Annotated in this window: 11 protein-coding genes and 1 pseudogene; 7 read left to right on the forward strand and 5 right to left on the reverse strand. The window is 70.3% G+C overall.

The annotated features are described in order from the left end of the window. Positions 1-85: 85 nt before the first annotated feature. A complete protein-coding gene (locus CNQ36_RS30440; protein ID WP_121548697.1) occupies positions 86-520 on the reverse strand; it encodes an Rrf2 family transcriptional regulator in 435 nt (144 codons plus the stop codon). A 130-nt stretch (positions 521-650) separates the two neighbouring features. On the opposite strand from CNQ36_RS30440, the gene CNQ36_RS30445 reads away from it, so the two are divergent. The 3 genes from CNQ36_RS30445 to CNQ36_RS30455 all read left to right on the forward strand — a co-directional run bounded on the left by CNQ36_RS30445 (position 651) and on the right by CNQ36_RS30455 (position 2,821). Further along, positions 651-1,400: an SDR family NAD(P)-dependent oxidoreductase gene (locus CNQ36_RS30445; RefSeq protein WP_121548699.1), complete on the forward strand. Its 750-nt coding sequence runs from the start codon at positions 651-653 to the stop codon at positions 1,398-1,400. A 381-nt stretch (positions 1,401-1,781) separates the two neighbouring features. Next, entirely contained in the window at positions 1,782-2,642 is an 861-nt protein-coding gene (locus tag CNQ36_RS30450) for a helix-turn-helix domain-containing protein (protein WP_121548701.1), read from the forward strand. Beyond that, positions 2,639-2,821 carry a DUF397 domain-containing protein gene (locus tag CNQ36_RS30455; RefSeq protein WP_121548703.1) on the forward strand — a complete coding sequence of 61 codons (183 nt, stop codon included), beginning with the start codon at positions 2,639-2,641 and terminating at the stop codon, positions 2,819-2,821. The genes CNQ36_RS30450 and CNQ36_RS30455 overlap by 4 nt, the downstream gene beginning before the upstream one ends. Before the next feature lie 51 nt (positions 2,822-2,872). Here CNQ36_RS30455 and CNQ36_RS30460 read toward each other — a convergent pair whose 3' ends face one another. The 3 genes and pseudogenes from CNQ36_RS30460 to CNQ36_RS30470 all read right to left on the reverse strand — a co-directional run bounded on the left by CNQ36_RS30460 (position 2,873) and on the right by CNQ36_RS30470 (position 4,652). Next, entirely contained in the window at positions 2,873-4,000 is a 1,128-nt protein-coding gene (locus tag CNQ36_RS30460; protein ID WP_121548705.1) for an EcsC family protein, read from the reverse strand. A gap of 45 nt (positions 4,001-4,045) precedes the next feature. Beyond that, positions 4,046-4,306 (reverse strand): annotated as a pseudogene (locus CNQ36_RS30465) (hypothetical protein); the annotation flags it as partial. Further along, complete coding sequence (locus CNQ36_RS30470; RefSeq protein ID WP_338058028.1) at positions 4,236-4,652, reverse strand: phosphotransferase; 417 nt, start codon at positions 4,650-4,652, stop codon at positions 4,236-4,238. The pseudogene CNQ36_RS30465 and the gene CNQ36_RS30470, both read right to left, overlap by 71 nt. Before the next feature lie 289 nt (positions 4,653-4,941). On the opposite strand from CNQ36_RS30470, the gene CNQ36_RS30475 reads away from it, so the two are divergent. The 4 genes from CNQ36_RS30475 to CNQ36_RS30490 are packed head-to-tail and all read left to right on the forward strand — an operon-like array spanning position 4,942 to position 14,874. Next, positions 4,942-8,763 carry a sigma-70 family RNA polymerase sigma factor gene (locus tag CNQ36_RS30475; protein ID WP_121548707.1) on the forward strand — a complete coding sequence of 1,274 codons (3,822 nt, stop codon included), beginning with the start codon at positions 4,942-4,944 and terminating at the stop codon, positions 8,761-8,763. 53 nt (positions 8,764-8,816) lie between these two features. Then, entirely contained in the window at positions 8,817-11,945 is a 3,129-nt protein-coding gene (locus CNQ36_RS30480) for a helicase-related protein (protein WP_121548709.1), read from the forward strand. Then, positions 11,942-13,792: a DrmB family protein gene (gene drmB / locus CNQ36_RS30485; RefSeq protein ID WP_121548711.1), complete on the forward strand. Its 1,851-nt coding sequence runs from the start codon at positions 11,942-11,944 to the stop codon at positions 13,790-13,792. The genes CNQ36_RS30480 and drmB overlap by 4 nt, the downstream gene beginning before the upstream one ends. Continuing rightward, positions 13,789-14,874 carry a DEAD/DEAH box helicase gene (locus CNQ36_RS30490; RefSeq protein WP_121548713.1) on the forward strand — a complete coding sequence of 362 codons (1,086 nt, stop codon included), beginning with the start codon at positions 13,789-13,791 and terminating at the stop codon, positions 14,872-14,874. The genes drmB and CNQ36_RS30490 overlap by 4 nt, the downstream gene beginning before the upstream one ends. Before the next feature lie 82 nt (positions 14,875-14,956). Here the strand turns inward: CNQ36_RS30490 and CNQ36_RS30495 are convergent, their stop codons facing one another. Continuing rightward, positions 14,957-17,740: a glycosyl hydrolase gene (locus CNQ36_RS30495; protein WP_121548715.1), complete on the reverse strand. Its 2,784-nt coding sequence runs from the start codon at positions 17,738-17,740 to the stop codon at positions 14,957-14,959. Positions 17,741-17,872: the final 132 nt, after the last annotated feature.

Consider the following 17,872-nt stretch of genomic DNA (forward strand, 5'->3'; position numbering starts at 1 on the left):
TGGATGCCCACGCGGCACTGGCAGTCGGGGGAGAGACGGCCAGTACGGAGGGGGATCCGGGTGATGTCAGGGCGTGACGGGGAGGCTAGCGAGGTGCCGCGAGTACGTCCCGGAGTACGTTCTCGAGCGTGACGCGGGCCAGTTCGTGTCGCAGGGTCTGCTCGATGCCCTCGTAGATGTTCTGCATCGCCGGCTGGATGCCGTGGCCCACCACGCATCCCTGGTCCGGGGCGGTGCGGTGCAACGCGAACAGTGGGCCGGGTTCCACTGCCTCGTACACGTCGAGCAGGGTCATCGACTCCAACTCGCGTGCCAGCGACCAGCCTGCGCCCGCGCCCCGCCGGGACTCCACGAGCCCGGCCTTGCGCAGTTCGCCGAGCAGTCGTCTGATCACCACGGGGTTGGTGTTCGCGCTGGTCGCAATCTGCTCGGAGGTGGCGACCTCATGGCCCTGGCGCTGGTAGAGACCGATCCAGGCCAGCGCGTGGGCGGCAATGGTCAACCTGCTGTTGGCACTCATGAACCCCTCCTCTCGACCGCAACGGTTCATGTTACGACGACGTAGCTGTAACAATAAAGGTTGCGACAAGCTGTCGTAACAACTAACGTTGCGACTGTCGGGGGAAGGGTCAATCAACGAGGTGAGAAGAATGAGCAAGCCACTCACGGGCAAGGTCGCCCTGGTCACCGGGGGGTCGCGCGGACTGGGAGCCGCGACCGTACGGCTGCTGGCCGAGCAGGGCGCCGATGTCGCCTTCACCTACGTCAGCTCCGAGAAGCAGGCGCGGGCCGTCGTCGACGAGGTGCACGGCAAGGGGGCCAAGGCCGTCGCCCTCCAGTCCGACCAGGCGGACACGAGCCGGGCGCCGGCGCTGATCGACGACGTGGTCGCGCACTTCGGCGGCCTGGACATCCTGGTCAACAACGCGGCGATCTCCGTGGCCGGCACGGTGGACGACCCGGACGCCGACACCGCCGCACTGGACCGGATGCACGCCACCAACTACCTCGGCGTCATCGCCGTCATCCGGGCCGCCTCCCGAGTGCTGCGCACGGGCGGACGCATCATCACGGTGAGTTCCGGACTGGGCTCCCGGGTCGGTGCCCCCGGCCTCGCCGACTATGCGGCGACCAAGTCCGGGATCGAGAGGTACACCATGGGCGTCGCACGCGACCTCGGGCCCCGGAACATCACGGCCAACGTCGTGGAGGCCGGACTGATGGAGGGCGGCATGGAGCCGCCGGACCCCGAGACGCTCAAGGTCCTTGTCGGCTCGCTGTCCTTGCAGCGCATGGGGCACCCCGACGAAATCGCCGCGGCGATCGCCTTCCTCGCGAGCCCCGCCGCGTCGTACGTCACGGGCGCGGTGCTGGACGCCCACGGTGGCTACAACGCCTGAACCGAACCCTGCCACGCGCCCCGAAGGACATCGCGCCTTCGGGGCGCACACACCGCCAACGACCCGCGCGTGCGTGGACGGCTCCCCCCGCGCGCGAAAGAGAGGGAGCCGCGACCGCTCCGCCGCCAGCCCCGAACGGCACCTCGTTGAGGATCAGGCCGAACCAGAAACTCAGGGTCGCCAGTGGCCAGGGTCGACGTGGCGCGACAACGGCGAAGGACCCCTTCTGGTTACGGACATGCAGATCTCGCGCGAGCGTCTGTGCGGGGTGCCCCCCGTACGGTGCGTCACCGTACGGGGATGACAGGTGGGTTGTACGAGTGTCCTGTTGGCTCCTCCTGGAGTTTTTCATCAGAGGAACCCGGTGCGCGTGGGCCTCGGATGACGACCGACCATGTGGAGCCGGCGGTGCCGGGCGGGGAGTGCGAGCGGGAGCCGGATCCGTCGGACAGTCTGCGGACGTTCGGGGCTGTCGTGCAGGCGCTGCGCGAGCATGCGGGTCTGAGCAGGGTGCAGTTCGGGGAGTTGGTGCGGTTCTCCAAGCACACGGTGGAGTCGGTGGAGTTGGGGCGGCGGATGCCGGATGCGTCCTTCGTGGAGCGGGCGGAGGAGGCGCTGGGGAACACGGGGGCGCTGCGGCACTCGGCCAGATTTCTGACGCGGGGGGATGCGGGGCTGGCGGCTTGGTTTCGGCAGTGGGCGAGGCTGGAGCGTACGGCGGTGAGTCTGTGTACGTATGAGTGCCGGTTGATCCCCGGGCTGTTGCAGTCGGAAGGGTATGTACGGGCTCTCTGTGAGAACGAGATTCCACCTCTCTCGGACGATGCCCTGGAAGCCACCGTCCAGGTGCGCATGGAGCGTCAGCAACTGCTCCGCGAACGTCCCAACACGACCTTCGACTTCGTCATCGAAGAAGCTGTTCTCATGCGTCGCTTGGGAGGGGCGCAAGTCACGGTGGAGCAGCTCGACCTCATCCTTGACCTCGGCTTTCTGCGTAACGTCACCGTCCAGGTCATGCCTGCAAACAGCGAGCAGCACGCGTGCCTTTCGGGACCAGTACGACTGCTGGAGATGCCGGACGGCCGCTGGCGGGCGTATTCCGAGGGCCAGGAGAACGGCCGCTTGATCGCTGGCCCGAAAGAGGTGAGCCGCATCCATATGCGCTATGCAAGACTGCGTTCGCAGGCACTTTCCCCGAAGGACTCCATGGGCCTGCTGATGCGGATCAGAGGAGCGCTATGAACACGTCCGAACTCGGTTGGTTCAAGTCCAGCTACAGCAGCGCACAGGGCGACGACTGTGTAGAGGTCGCTGTTACGGAGCAGGCCGTCCACGTACGGGACTCCAAGGACGTGGTACGACGGCCGTTCGCCGTAGGGCGTGAGGGTTGGGCGCACTTCGTGGGCTTCGCGGCGTCCTAAGCCACGTCGTCCCGGCGGTCGCGTGAAGACGCGTACCGCCGGGACGCCCTGTTAGCGGAGGTCGGGGCCGCCCTCTTCGACGATCTCGTCGAGCACGCTGATCTTCTCGTCGACGTCGTCCGAGACGTCCGTGTCGGTGAACGTCGCGAACGCCTCCTCGTCGGCGAGGTACGGGTACTTCTCCAGGAGGAACCGGCGCCGGTACGCCATCTCGGCCGCGTCGACGACCCCCTCCAGCGTCGCCCAGTTCAGGGTGGAGCCGACGACGATGCCGAACGCGGGTACGACCTTACCGAGACCCATCTTGGTGAGGCGGACGCCGAACGCATTCGTGAATTTCTCGGCGACCTTGGTGACGAAGGCGTTGTTGAGGACCTCCCACGTCTTGCCGCGGAAGAGCGCCTGGGTGAGCTTCGAGATGTCGGCCATCGCCGCGTTTTTGGCAGCGGCCGAACTCGCGGTCCCCAAATTGACGACAGACATGATGAAGAGCTTCTCGGACGGCTCTTCGGGGTCGTATCCGTAGGACAGGGCGACCTGGCCGACGGCCCGGGACGAGAGTCCGAGAACGACTGCGGTATCGGCGGTGAACGCGCCCGCGATCGCACCGGCCGAAGGTGCTGCCGCGGCGCCGGCGGAGGCGGTGATGGCGAGCTGCCCTCCGGTGATCGCCAACCCGGCACCCGCTCCCGAGAGCGCCGCCGCAGCGGGGTAGTACCAGCTCGCCGCCCGGCCGCGGACTTTCTCGACCAGTTCGAGGTCGAGTTGACGCACGTCGGAGAGCGAGGTGATGTCGTGCCCGCGCTTGTTGTGGAGCGCCACCACCCGCTTGGGAGAGAGTCCCGCGCGCGAGACCTTCCCCACCGTCTTCCGTACGGACTGCACGGCGGTGCCGCCCCATTCCGGCATGGCCTCGGCGGCGCTGCGTGCCTTCGCTCCGGCCTTGGACGCACCCTTGGCGACGAACTCCTGCCCCCGTGACACGGCCGACGCGGCGCGCGGGTACTTCTCCAACTGCTTCGCCGCGTGCTTGCCGAGTTGTGTGACGCCGTTGGCCACGTGCTCTCCGGCGTTCTGCATCGCCTGTGACAGCGGGCGACCCTTGAATCGCTGGATGGATTCCCATATCTCGAGTTCGTACTTCGAGGGCATAGGATTGGGCTGCTGCGGGTTGCTCATGGTCCCCCCTGGGATGTCGATGGTGAGCACGCGCGGGTGTTGTGGTCAGGCGGGGTGGCGCGGGCCGTGGCCTGGGCGTGGGGTGAGGGTGGACGTGTAGTTCTCGCCGTCCACGAGCGGGTTCTCCAGGGTGAGGCCGGCGTCGGCCATGCGGTCGTACTCGGCGAGGATCAGTTCCTTCGTGCGGTACGTGCCGTAGGCCTTCGTGTCGTTGTCGCGGGTGACGTTGAAGGTGTCAAATACGTAGGACGTGTCGTCGCGGGACAGGCCGTACAGGTGGCAGAAGAAGGCGTCCAGCTCCGCACGGCCCGGCGGCGATCTGCGCGCCGATCGCGGCGGCCCCGGAGACGGGCGGCTGGGACTCCTCCTCGACGAGGTCGCGCAGCGTCTCGCCGTCCAGGAACTCCATCGCCAGGAACGGCAGGCCCTCCGCCCGCTCGTCGATGCCGCCCGCCACGAGACGGGTCAGGTTGGGGTGGCGCAGTCTGCGGGTGATGCGCACCTCGCGGGAGAAGCGCTGCACGGCCTTGGCGTCGTCACCGGTGTCGATCCGCGCGCCCGTGCGACTGCGCAGGATCGTCTTGACGGCCACGGTGCGCTCGGGGGAGCCCTCCGGAGCGTGCAGGTCCTCGGCGCGGTGGACCTCCCCCATGTTGCCCCTGCCGATGACCTGTCCGATGCGGAACCTGCCGTCGACCAGCTCCTGGCTCACTGCCCCTCGCTCCTTCGTCCCTCGTGCACGTTCCCGCGTCCTGCCCGCCCTGCCCGGGTGGACGGGAACCCCCTCACGTGTCGCTGCGCCCACTCATCGTGACAGAGGGGAAGCGGCGGCAGGCGAAACCGTACACGACGAGCGATCGAAGTGATAGGTGACAGTGCGTTGACACCATCAACGTGCGGGACTTAGCGTGGGTGGTCGAGGGAAGTTTAGGGGTGAACTAATGGCGCAGTGGTCTGCGGTCGACGCCGGATCGTCCGGTCTGCGTGCGGCGCTCGGTGAGGTGCTGGCGCGGCTGCGGCGCGCGGCCGTGGGCGGCGTCGTCCCGGAGCGCGTCTTCGCCGAGAGCGTGCGGGCGCTCGCCCTGGGGGACGCCGAGCGGGAACGGCTGCGCCAGGAGCTGGCCCGGCTGGGGCTGCCCGTGAGGGAATTGCAGATGCACGCAGGGGGTGACCAGCGGGGTGGTGAAAAGGTTGCACAGAATCGTGTAGAAAATGTGTTCCCCCGCCTGTCGCTCGTACAGAACCTGCTGGCCCGCTACGCGGACGCCGACGGGTACGTGACCCCGAGGGTCGTGGAAGGGGTGATCCGGCTCACCGGGCTCGGCGCGCACGAGGCCGCTCGGCTCCGTGTGGGTGCTCTGGTGCGGGGCCCGGAAGGAGAGCCCGACGCCGGGAACGGTGAGGAAACCGATGAGCCGGACGCGCCCGATGTCGCGGAGGACGCCGAAGCCGAGGCGCCTGGCCCGGGGAAGGACGCGTCCACGGGGGACGTGTCACGAGGGGACCTCGCGGAGTCGGTGGCCGCGGCGCACGCCGTGCTGGACACCGACCGGCGGGTGCGGCGCCCCGGCAGCCGGTTGCTGAGCGCGCAGGCCGAGGTCGGCTTGGCCGTGCTGCTGCGGGGCGGACCGGACCGCATCGCGCAGGAACCGGGCGAGGACGAACTGAAGGCGCTCTCTCCCGAAGACGTCAGAATCCGCGCCCGGGACTGCCTCGTGGTGCACAATCAGCGGCTCGTGCACTCCCTGGTGCGGCCCTACCTGGAGCAGGGGCTCGACTACGAGGACCTCCTCCAGCACGGTTTCCTCGGTCTCCTCAGGGCGGCGCGGAAGTTCGACCCGACCATGGGCAACAAGTTCTCCACCTACGCCACCTGGTGGATCCGGCAGTCCATCACCCGGGCCATCGCCGACGAGGGCGCGTTGATCCGCGTCCCGGTGCACATGCACGAACAGATGCGGAAGGTGGCCAGGGCCGAACGTGCCCTCGCGGCGGAGGGGCGGCGCGCGGGCGACGCCGATGTCGCGGTGCGGTGCGACATGACCCTGCAGAAGGTGCAGGAGATCAGAAAGCTCACCCGGCGTACCGACTCCCTGGACCGGGTCATCGGCGATGGCGCCACCCTGGCGGACTTCGTGGCGGAGACCCATGTCCTGCCGTCGGTGGAGCGGCAGGTGGTGGGAGCCCTGTTCACGGAGAAACTCCTGGCCGTGGTGGACACGTTCACCGAACGGGAGGCACGCATCCTGGTGCGGCGGCTCGGGCTCGACGGGGACGAGCCCTCGACGCTGGACGACCTCGGACGTGAGTTCGGAGTCACCCGGGAGCGCATCCGGCAGATCGAGGGCAAGGCCCGGCCCGTGTTGCGGGAGCGGGTGCGTGAGGCGGGTCTGGTCGGTCTGGACGACGTGTGCGAAAAGGCCGAGCAGGCGGCGGAACGCGCCGCCGAGGCCAAGCGGGCGGCGAGGATCGCCCGAGTCACCCTCGCGGCCCGCACCGCCCGAGCCCGGGCCGCCCTGCGCAAGGCCAGGGCGGAGCGCATCGCCCGGGCCGCCGAGGAGCAGGCCGCGGTGGTTGCGGCTCCGATACCGACCCCGCTGGCGGGGGACAGGGAGGAGGACGACGGCGACAGGTCTGTCGCCGAGGCGGAGCTGGAGCTCGCCGTAACAACCACCCACCAGGAGAGCGCCCGAGTCGAGGCGATTGCCGCCGCCGATGAGGCCGTCGACACCGAGGTGGCGCCGGACGTTACCGAGGCGGCTCCGGACGCCGTCGCCGCCGACTGGGAACGCGCTTGCCGGATGTCGGAGGAGCCCGTCGACCACCTTTGGTGGCTCGCCGACTACGCGCGTGCGGCGCTGGGGGACGACGGTCTGGCGGCGGTGCTGGGGCAGCCGGCCGCCGACGCCGTGGTGCGGGAGGCCCGCGAGAACAACCACCTTTCACGTCCGGTGCTGACCGCGCTGGAAGTGCTGCGCCGGGTCTTCGACGCCCTGGTGGCCGCCGGGCAGCGGCCGGAGGACTTCTTCGACCGCCCCGCCGAAGCGCTCGTCGGGGTGACTCCCCGCGACTATCTCGTGCGCAGGCCCCTCGTGGACCGTGAGTCGCGGCTGGCCGTACGGGACGCGCTGCGGGAGTTCCTCGCCGTGGTGGCGAAACCGGCGGAGCCCGAGAGCGTGCAGGCGCCGGAGCCTAAGAGCGTGCAGCCACCGGAACCCGAGAGCGAGCAGGCACCGGAGCCTGAGAACGAGCAGGTACCGGAGCCTGGGAATGAGCAGGTACCGGAGCCCGAGGCCACGCAGGTGTCCGGTTCCGAACCGGTATCGGTACCGGAGACGGGACGAGCGGCGGAGACCGCCGGCCCGGCGGCCGGCACGCCGCAGATCACCGCCGACTGGGACAAGGCCCTGACGCTGACGCGCCCACAGCTGGGCGGAGGAGTGACCTGGCTCGCCGAGTACGCTCTGCTCGCCCTGGGACATCTGCAACTGTCCGTGCTGCTCGGTTCCTCCGCCACGGACGCGGTGGTGCGCGCCGCGCGGCAGCGGGGGACGCTCGACCGGCCCGTGGTCGAAGCCCTGGAAGTCCTGCAGAAGGTTCTCGACTCCGTCAAGAACGCGGGACTGCGGCCCGAGCACTTCTTCGAGCGGCCCGCCGGAGCGTTGGTCGGTGCCACCCCCCGGGCGCACCTGGCCGCAAGACCGCTGGTGAGCGCCGAGTCGCGCCTTGCCGTCGGCGCCGCCCTCGCGGAGTTCGTCGCCGCGCGCCCGCCACGGACGGTTCCTGCCTCCGGAAACGGCAGTGCCGGTGAGAGCACGGTCGCGGAGCAGGCAGCCTGCGCGACAGGCGGACGTCCGGCAATCCCTCCCGCTCCTTCCGTACCGGTTGAGCCGCGGTCGGCCGACACCGAGCCGTCTCTCGCCGAGGTCCGCGCCCGGCACGATGCCCGGATCGCCCTGCTGACGCAGGAGAACGAGCTTCGGCTGGACCAGGAACGGCGCCGTGCCGACGAGCGTGTCGCGGCCGTACGGGCCGACGCCGAGCGACAGCTCGACGCTTGGGAAGAGGTGCTGTTGCACCGGGCGGACCGATCCCGGGAGCGGCGTGAGAAGCACGTGCGGCGCCAGGCCGAGGAGCATCTCGCGCGTCTGAAGGAGCAGCACCGCGAGGCTTACGAGGCAGTACTGCGCCGTGCCGAGCGTGCGGAAGAGGCCGCCCGGGAGACGGCCGGCACCAGGCAGCGGGCGGACGAGCTGGAGCAGAGGCTGCGCGACTACCGCGAGGGTGCCGAGGCCCGCATCGGGGACCTCGAGGTACAGCTGAGTGAGACCCGGGCGGTGGCCGCCGAGCGTGAACGCGCCGCCGGGGCGTGGGTCGCCGAGCTGGAGACCCGTCTACGGAAGGCCGAGACGACTGCCGACGAGCGGGAGCGGGCCGCCGCGTCGGCACGGGAGGAATACCGCCAGGGCGCCCGACTGCGTGTCGCCGAGGTGGAGGCACGCCTGCGGGAGGCCGAAGCGGCCGTCGCCCAGCGGGACCTGTTCGTCGAGGCGGCACGGCGGCGCGCCGAGGAGGCCGAGCAGGAGGCGGCCCAGCGCATCGCACAGAGCGAGCACGACGCCTGGATCCGCATCACCGACCTGCAGACGCAACTCGGCGAGATGCGGACGCAGCTCAGCGAGGCGCAGGCACAACTGGCCGAGGCCCAGGAAGCAGTGGACCGCGGTCGCGGCTCCCTCCGGGACCGCTGGCGCCGCTCCTGAGCCCGTCGGCCGCCCACCCGTCCCGTTCCCCACTCATCAACATCAGGAATGTCATGGACCCCAGACAGGAACTCGTCTCCTACCTGCGGCGGCAACTCGTCGGACCGGTCGACGGCGACGACGAGACGCTCGACGCACCGCCCGACCGGCAGTACCTGATGGGCACCCTCTACCCACAGGAAGCCGATCTGCAGGGTCAACTCGACCTCGCCCGGGAAGAGTTCGAAGGAGCTGGCACCGAGCGGGGGGCCGAGGACACCGCACCGGCGGGCGACCCCGTACCGGAGTCGAATTCCTGGCTGCCGTCCTCGCTCGGATTCAGCTTCTACACCGACGCCGAGACCCTCGAGGTCGAGTGCTCCGCCGCCCGCTACCGCACCCAGTCGCGCAGCGACCAGCGCGGCAGGACGTGGCAGCGGATCGCCCTACCGGCCGAGACACACCTCCTCGGCCCGGGCCGGGAGCAGGTCTCCGTCCTGGACGCGCGAGCTGAACTGCGCGTCAAGCGCCGTGACTTCGGAAACGGGAAGCTCGTCACCGTCGCCCTCGTCAACGCCGCCCGGTACGACTCCGCGCTCGGCAAGAGCGCCCACTGGGACGGAATGCTGTTCCAAGTGGAGCTGCGGGCGCGGCCCGTGGACGGGCAGGTGCTCCAGTACCCGAGTGTCCGCCTCACCAGCCGCGACCTGGAGGAACAGGAGCTGCGCCTGCAGTACCGGCATGTGCGCACCCACGCCGTCGGCCACGGGTGCGCCGTCGAGGAACTGCGGGACGGCGACGACCGGACGGTGACGGGACTTCGGACGGCCGTGATGCCCGAGGCGGAGGTCACGGGCGTACGAGCCGCCGGACTGACCGACACACCGGTGCTCAGCCTCGCCCACCTCGCCGACCCGACCGTCTCCGTCGACCAGCTCCGTGAGGAACTGGCCGAGTTCGCCTCCGCCTACCGGGCCTGGTACGTCGGTCAGCTCAACACCGAGGTACCCGAATGGGGCCGCGAGGCAGCCGAGCGCGTCCTCGGGCGGATCGGCACCGCGGTCTCCCGCATCGAGTCCGGCGTCCGTACCCTCTGCGACCCCCGACGCCCCGAACTACTGCACGCCTTCCGGGCCGCCAACCACGCCATGGCCCTGCAGATGCGCCACTCGGCAGCCGACCTCGCCGGCACCAGGCGCCCCCGCCGCGACAACGGCGTACCGCCGGACCCGCAGCCGTACGCGGACGCCACCTGGCGCCCCTTCCAGCTCGCGTTCTTCCTGCTGGCCGTCGACGGAGCCGTCGACCCCCGACACCCGGACCGTGCCGTCACGGACCTCATCTGGTTCCCGACCGGTGGTGGCAAGACCGAGGCGTACCTGCTGCTGGCCGCGTTCGTCATGGTGCTGCGCCGGGGTGAACCCGACGGCGGAGGCACCGCCGTGCTCAGCCGGTACACGCTCAGCCTGCTGACCACACAGCAGTTCCAGCGCGCCGCGACGACCGTGTGCGCCCTGGAGTCCATGCGCCGGGCCGACCCGGCCACCTACGGCGAGGAGCCGTTCTCCATCGGACTGTGGGTCGGTGAGACCACCACCGCCAACAGCTACGACAAGGCGCGCCGCGACTTTGACAACGCGCGCGAGGCCGCCACCCCGGACGACGTGTTCATCCTCGACCGCTGCCCGTGGTGCGGCACGCGCGTCCTGCCCGCCCACAAGTCGCCCGACATCGACGACTACGGGGTGCGTGCCGCCGCCGACTCCTTCGCCTTCTTCTGCCCCAGGGACGAGTGCCTCTTCCACGACGAACTGCCCGTCGCCGTCGTGGACGACCACCTGTACGACCGTCCGCCCACCTTCGTCCTCGGCACCGTCGACAAGTTCGCCCGCCTAGCCTGGGAGCCGCGCGCCGGACGGCTCTTCGGCGCCGGCACCGGGCACCGGCCGCCGTCCCTCGTCATCCAGGACGAACTGCACCTGCTCACCGGCCCGCTCGGCACCACCGTCGGCCTCTACGAGTCCGCCGTCCTCGGACTGTGCGCCGCACCGGACGGCACCGGGCCCAAGGTCGTGGCGTCCACCGCCACCATCCGCCGCTCCGGCGAGCAGGTCCGCGCGCTCTACGGGGGAGACGTCCAGCTCTTCCCGCCCGCCGGACTCGACGCCCGCCACTCCTACTTCGCCGAGCCCGACACGACCCGGCCGGGTCGCCGCTACGTCGGAGTCATGGCCCAGGGACACACCGCCGGCCGTGCCTCCGTCGCCACCGCCGCAGCCCTGCTCCAGGGCGCCTGGGAACTGCCCCAGGAACACCGGGACGCCTACTGGACTCTCGTCGCCTACCACCACAGCCTGCGCGAACTGGGCCGCACGGTCACCGCCGCCGCCGACGACATCCCCGCCCAGCTCGCCGGACTCGACACCGGCGACGGCGTCCGCCCCCTGCCGGACCACCAGGTCGAGGAACTCACCAGCAACCTGCCGCGCTCCGAGCAGCCCGTGCTCCTCGACCGGCTGGAGAAGAGCTGGGACGACACGGGGTCGGTGTCCTTCCTGCCCTGCACCAACATGCTGTCCGTCGGCGTCGACGTGAAGCGGCTCGCCCTGATGCTGATGCAGGGGCAGCCCAAGACGACCGCCGAGTACATCCAGGCCACCAGCCGCGTGGGCCGCCACGCCGTGCCCGGACTCGTGGTGACCTTCTTCAACGCCACCCGCCCCCGCGACCGTTCGCACTACGAGACCTTCGACGTGTACCACCGCGCGCTCTACCGGCACGTCGAGCCGACCAGCGTCACCCCCTGGTCCGTACCCTCCCGCCGCCGCGCCCTGCACGCCGTGCTCGTCGTCCTCGTACGGCACCGGCTCGGACTGGCGGCCGAGAACCAGGCCGGGCGGATCCTCGACCGGATGACCGAAGCGGAGGAACTGGCGGAGGAGTTGGCGGTGCGGGCGGACACCGCGGAGCCGGGGGCCGGTGACGCGGTGCGCAAGGAACTCGCCGGGCTGCTCGCCGCCTGGGAGGACCTCGCGCGCCAGGCCCGCAAGGACGGCCGCGAGCTGTACTACCGCAGCCAGGGCAAGGGCCAGTCCAACCTCATCAAGAGCTTCGAGCAGGTCCACGGACTGTGGGAGACACCCAACTCGATGCGCAACGTCGACCGGGAATGTCAGATGACAGTGAAGGGAGCCGACCTGTGAGCCGCACACTCCGGGTACGTCAGTCGCAGACCGTGGTGCCCTTCGGGGTCGGGGCCGTCTTCGACATCCAGGGCGAGTCGTTCGTCGCCACCGGCATCGGCGACTGGCCCTCCCGCGGCAGACAGCCCATCGACTCGCCCCGGCTGGCCGACCGCCTCGGCGTCTCCGGCTTCTACGCCGCGCCCGCCGCCGCGGGCGACCGCTTCGACGTCGCGGACGCACCCGGAGCGCCGTACATCCGCTTCCCCTCCTGGCTGTTCTGCGGTGCCTGCCGACGGATGAAGCGGTGGAGGATCGCCGACGAGAAGCGCGGCCAGGCACCGCGCTGCCCCTCCTGCTCCCCGACGCGGACGCTGGCGCCGATGCGGTTCGCTCAGATCTGCCAGGCCGGGCATCTCAGCGACGTCGACTGGTGGTTCTGGGCGCACTCGCGGCGCGACGGTGGCGAACGGCGGCAGTGCGGGGAGCGCGAGAAGCTGCGCTTCCTCGTCTCCGAACGGGCCTCCGGCCTCGAAGCGCTCTCCGTCGCCTGCACCGCGAAGGGCTGCGGAGCCGTCCGGGACCTGCTCGACATCCTCGGCACCCACGGTATGCGCTGCTCGGGACGGAACCCGTGGCAGCGTGCCGGTGAAGCCGTCGACTGTCCCCGCCCGGTGCAGATCGTGCAGCGCACCGCCGGCAACCTCTACTACCCGATCGTGCACTCCGCGCTCGACATCCCCGAGACCGACGTCCCCGCGCACACCGACGACGCGCTCGCGGACCAGGTCCGCGAACACCACCTCTGGGTGTCGCTGTGCCGCGACCCCGCCTCGCCCCGTGCCCCCCTGTTCCGGCAGATGATCCAGGAGGACACGGCGGCCGACGACGGTCTGCTGGACGCACTCCTGGCCGAGGAGACGGGCGGAACGAGCCCTGCCGTTACGGCTGCCGCGCCCGACGGCCCCGCACGGCCCGACCTGAGCCGGGAGGAATGGGCCGCGTTCACGGCACCCGCCCCGCCCGCCACCCGTGACTTCGCCCTGCGCGAGACCACGCTCGGCCTGGCAGGCGAGACCGACGAACCCTGGGCCGGTCTCGCGAGCCGCTTCGGACGCGTCGTCCTCGCCGACCGGCTCCGTGAGGTCCGTGCCCTGTCCGGCTTCACCCGGGTTTCCCCGGACGCCGCCGTCGTTCCCGTCGACACCTCGCGCCGGCTGAAGTGGCTGCCTGCCGTCGAGGTCTTCGGCGAGGGCATTTTCCTCACCCTCGACCAGGGCGAGCTGAAGGACTGGGAGGAGGACCCGGAGGTACGCAGACGCGTCAAGGGCATGCGGGCCGACCTCGACCGCTCCTTCCAGAAGGACCGACTGCAGAACGTGACCGGTCCCGAACTCTCCCCGCGCTTCGTCCTGTTGCACACCCTGGCCCACCTCGTGATCCGCCAGCTGTCCTTCGAGTCCGGCTACACGACGGCGAGCCTGCGCGAACGGATCTACGCCCGCCCCGAACAGGACCAGTACGGCATCCTCGTCTACACCGCCGCGGGGGACGCCGAAGGAACCCTCGGCGGACTGGTCCGCCAGGGCGAGCCACCACGGCTCGCCGAAACGCTGCTGCGGATGGTCGAGTCCGCCGCCTGGTGCTCCGCCGACCCGCTGTGCGCCGAACACTCGGGGCAGGGCTTCGGCAACCTCAACCGGGCCGCCTGCCACGCCTGCGCCCTGCTCCCGGAGACCAGCTGCGAGGCCGGTAACAGCCTCCTGGACCGGGCACTCGTCGTCGGCGGCGAACGGGTTCCCGGCTACCTGCAGTCGATCGTCACCGCGGCCCGCGCCGCCGCGGCGGGCGCCCTGGAGCGAACATGACCATCAGCTACCTCGACCTGGACCCCGACCAGCGGGCCGGCCTCGACAGTCTTCCCTTCGACGGCAACCACCTGGTCGGCGGGCCGCCTGGCAGCGGCAAGAGCGTGCTGGCCGCGCAGCGCGCGGCCATGCTCGCCCTCACCGGCACCCCGGTGGTCCTGCTGACCTACTCCAACCTGCTGCGTCAGTCACTCGCCGGCACGGTGCACGCACTGGGCCCCGCGGACCGCTCGGTGCGCGTCATGACCGCACACCGCTGGCTCGCCGAGTGGTACGGAGCCACGCCGCCGGGCAGTGGCGACGGCTGGTACGACTGGGACGCCCTCCACAACCGTGCAGCCGAGACCGCCCCCACCGTCGGACCCACGCTGGTCATCGACGAAGGCCAGGACCTGCCGCCGGAGTTCTACCTGCTCTGCCGCATGCTGGGCGCCCGTACGACCGTCTTCGCGGACCAGTGCCAGCGGCTCACCGATACCAACTCGACCCTCGACGAGATCGTCCGCAACCTCGGCCGGTGCACCCGGCACGAACTCGACGGCAATCACCGCAACACCGAACAGATCGCATCCCTGGCGGCCCATTTCCACACCGGAGCCGACGTGCCGATCCTGCCCGCCCGCCAGGGACCGGTGCCGCGCCTACACCGGTTCCACGAGCGGGGCGTCGCGGACCTGCTCGTCCTGCTCGCCGAGGCGCAGCCCAAGAAGAGCATCGGGGTGATCGCCGCGACCAAGCACACGCAGTTCTCGTTGCTCGGCAGCATCCAGAACCGTGCGCCCCGCCTGAAGCCGCAGCTGTACACGTCCGAGTCCAAGGGCGGTCAGTACCGCAACCTCGACCTCGGCTGGCCCGGCATCGTGATCGTGCACCGCCGCAGCGCGAAAGGGCTGAGCTTCGACACCGTCGTCATCCCCGACACCCACTGGGACGCGGGGACGGACCCCACCTCCGCCACGTTGCGCATGTCGTACTACGTGATGGCCACCCGAGCGCGACAGGAACTGCACCTCGGCCATGAAGGGCAGTCGGAGCCGCCGCTCCTGGCGCAGATCAACCGCATGGACCTGCAACGGGGCTGACATGCGTCGATGGAACCGGTTCAGACAGACGTGCGGCGGGAAACCGGCCGGATGCCGGTCCCCGCCGCGGGCCTTGGACGGCTCAGCTGTAGGGGATCACCACCACCGACTTGTCCGTGCCCGTCTGGAGCTTCGAGGTGCCGTTGCCGATGGCGCTCCACACCTCGAGGCGCACGGTGCCGCCGTTGAGGTTGCCCGGGGTGCCCGTGGACGCCTTGAGGCCGCGCGCCTGCGTGTACTCCTCCCAGCCGGTGACCGGGTCGCTCGCGAAGTACTGGTACGTCTCGGTGCGGTCGAAGCTGCCGTCGCCGGTGAAGTCGTAGCTGATCCGGGCCTGTTGGCCGAGCCCGACCGTGGTGCCGGCGTCCACCTGGAGCCGGAAGGCGGTTCCCGCGCCCGGGGTGAGCGTGCCCTTCACGCCGCGGATCTCGTAGACGAGGGGCTGGTACGGGGTGCCGTCGCGGTTGGCGCCGCCGGCGGAGGCGATGGTGTCGCTGCCCACCGTGCCGCCGGTCGCCGTGGTCAGGGCGCCACCACTGCGCAGCTGGAAGGTGTTCCCGGTCGGCGGCTCCGGATCCGGGTCGGGGTCGGGGTCCGTGGAGCCGGTTCCCGTGCCGGTCGCGGTGGAACGGGCCGGTACGGAGAGGGTCTTGCCGTCGGAGAAGGTGACGGTGCGGGCCGTCGCCCCGTGGTTGTGGGCCGCGTAGGTCCTGGTCGAACCCTTGGTGAAGACGGCGGAGGTGGGGATGTCACCGGTCACGGTGGGGTCCGGTGCGCCGAGGGTGTCGAGGGTGTTGAGCCAGTGGTAGGTGTGCGCCTTCGACTCCCCGTCCTCGGGGGTGTAGTCGGCGTTGCCCGCGTCCCACTTCGCCTTGGCGGTGGCGGGGTTTGCGAAGGACTGGAACTCCCAGAGGATGTCGCGCCATTCGACGGCCGGGCCGCCGTTCTCCCGTTCCATCTCGGCGATGTTGCGCCGGATCGCCGCCTTCTCACCGCCGAGGTGGAGCGATCCGCCGGTCACGGGCAGGACGTTGATGCCGTGGATCTCCTCGGGGTTGGCGGTCCACCAGGTGGAGTAGGCGGCGCCACTGCCCCACACCATGCCGGCCGTGTCGTGACCGAACGAGGACGGGAAGACCTGCTCGTCGGCGTCGAACCAGTACTGGGCGATGGACTCCGACTCGGTGGTCAGCAGGAAGGTGCCGAGGTCACGCAGCGAGGTGTCGCCGGTGGCGGAGCCCCACAGGATGAGGGCGGCGCTGAGGTTGGTGGACTCGGAGGAGGACTCCTGGTTGTTGCCGGCGGCGAACCCCTGGTGGCCGGAGGCCCAGCTGTGGCCCGCGTAGATGTCGAAGCCGCGCAGGAAGGGGAAGGCGGTGTCGGTGCGGCTGGGGTTGGCGGTGTCCCGCACGAGGGTCTTGACCATGCCGCCCCAGGCGGACTCGGCGGCCCAGGCCGGGTCGTACTGGGCGACGATCGCCGCCGCGTAGACGTAGTAGCCGTAGTGGAAGTGGTGGTCGTTCAGCTCGGTGTCACTGCCGTAGGAGGCGGGGTAGCCGGTGAGGGTCTTCCAGTCCTTGTCATAGCTGAACTCGTTCGCGCCGCCTGCCGTGAACCAGTCCTGGAGCTTGCCCTTCATCAGGCCGAGCATCCGGTCGCGGACGGCGGTCTCACCGATCTGGTCGGCCACCGGGACGAGTTGGGCGAGGCGACCGAGGGCCTTGCCGGTCCAGTAGGTGTCGGCGGCTCCGGAGAAGGGGTCGGAGGCGTTGACGACGTCGTTCAGGTAGCCGCGCAGCCGGGCGGTGTCCACGCCGTTCGACTTGGGCAGCGCGGGCAGCACCGGCGCCGCCTTCTGGCGGGTGGTGAACGAGGCCGACTCGCGGACCTTCATGGTGCCGCGCGGCGAGACGTAGGTGTACGAGGTGAGCGGGTCCGTGGTGTTCAGCCACTGATGGCGGTAGAGGGCCTGGAGCGTGCCCCGCTCCGTGCCTTCCTTCGCCTCGGTGGTGAGCGTGTAGGTGGCCCCGACGGTGCCCCCGGTGTAGCTCCAGGTCACCTTGGAGCCGGTGACGAAGCTGTAGGCGTACTTCTTGAACGTCGCCAGCGCGCCGGTGGACGGCAGCACGGCGACGGAGAAGTAGTCCTTGGAGCCGAGGCCCGCGGTGACGGTGGACCCGGCGACGTTCCAGTCGCTGCCGGTCGGCGCGAACAGGGCGTAGTGGTGCCCGGCGACGGTGATGCCGAGGACGTTGCCCTGGTCGGCGAAGACGGTGGGCGCGTTTGCGGTGGTGATCTGGGCGTTGCCGCCGGAGCCCTTGGCGTACACGAACGGAGAGCCGTGGCCGATGGTGGTGCGCAGGGTGCGGGAGCCGTCGGACCAGTAGGGGGTGACCGTCCAGTCGGACCAGTCGTCGGCCTTGGTGTCGGGGGAGTTGAGGCCGGTCAGCCCGATGGTGAGGTCGCGCTTGTGCGCGTACTCGTACTGGCGGCCGTCGCCGACGATCGCGGGGGTCGTCGGGTAGCCGACGTCGAGCCCGCCGGCCGTGGCCTGGTAGGTGAGGGGGTGTCCGTACATGGGGGTGGAGTACGGGTTGTCGCCGTAGCGCTGGAAGGCCAGGGAGGACCACCAGTCGTTGGTCGGCACGGGCCGGTTCTTGGCGGCGGCGGTCACCTTGGGAGTGACCGGTGTTCCCGTGTTGGTGGTGGGGCCCGACGTGCCGGCGGGCCGGGTGTCGGAGTAACTTCCGGAGCCTACGGGGACGGTGGCGGCGGCCGCCGGTGCGGCGGCCGGGCCCAGGCCGACGAAGGCGAGGGCTGAGGCCAGCAGCAGAACGGTTGCCGGTCTGGTGCGTGGGGATGGCATGCGTCACCTCAAGTCGTGACAGGACAAGGCTCTGAGAGCGCTCTCAGATGGCCGGAACGTAAAGCCCATGTAATGCACGTGTCAATGCCTTGAACGCAGTGGGTACGCGGCGAGCCCGTGATTCGTCAGATC

Source organism: Streptomyces fungicidicus (assembly GCF_003665435.1).
GTDB lineage: Bacteria > Actinomycetota > Actinomycetes > Streptomycetales > Streptomycetaceae > Streptomyces > Streptomyces fungicidicus.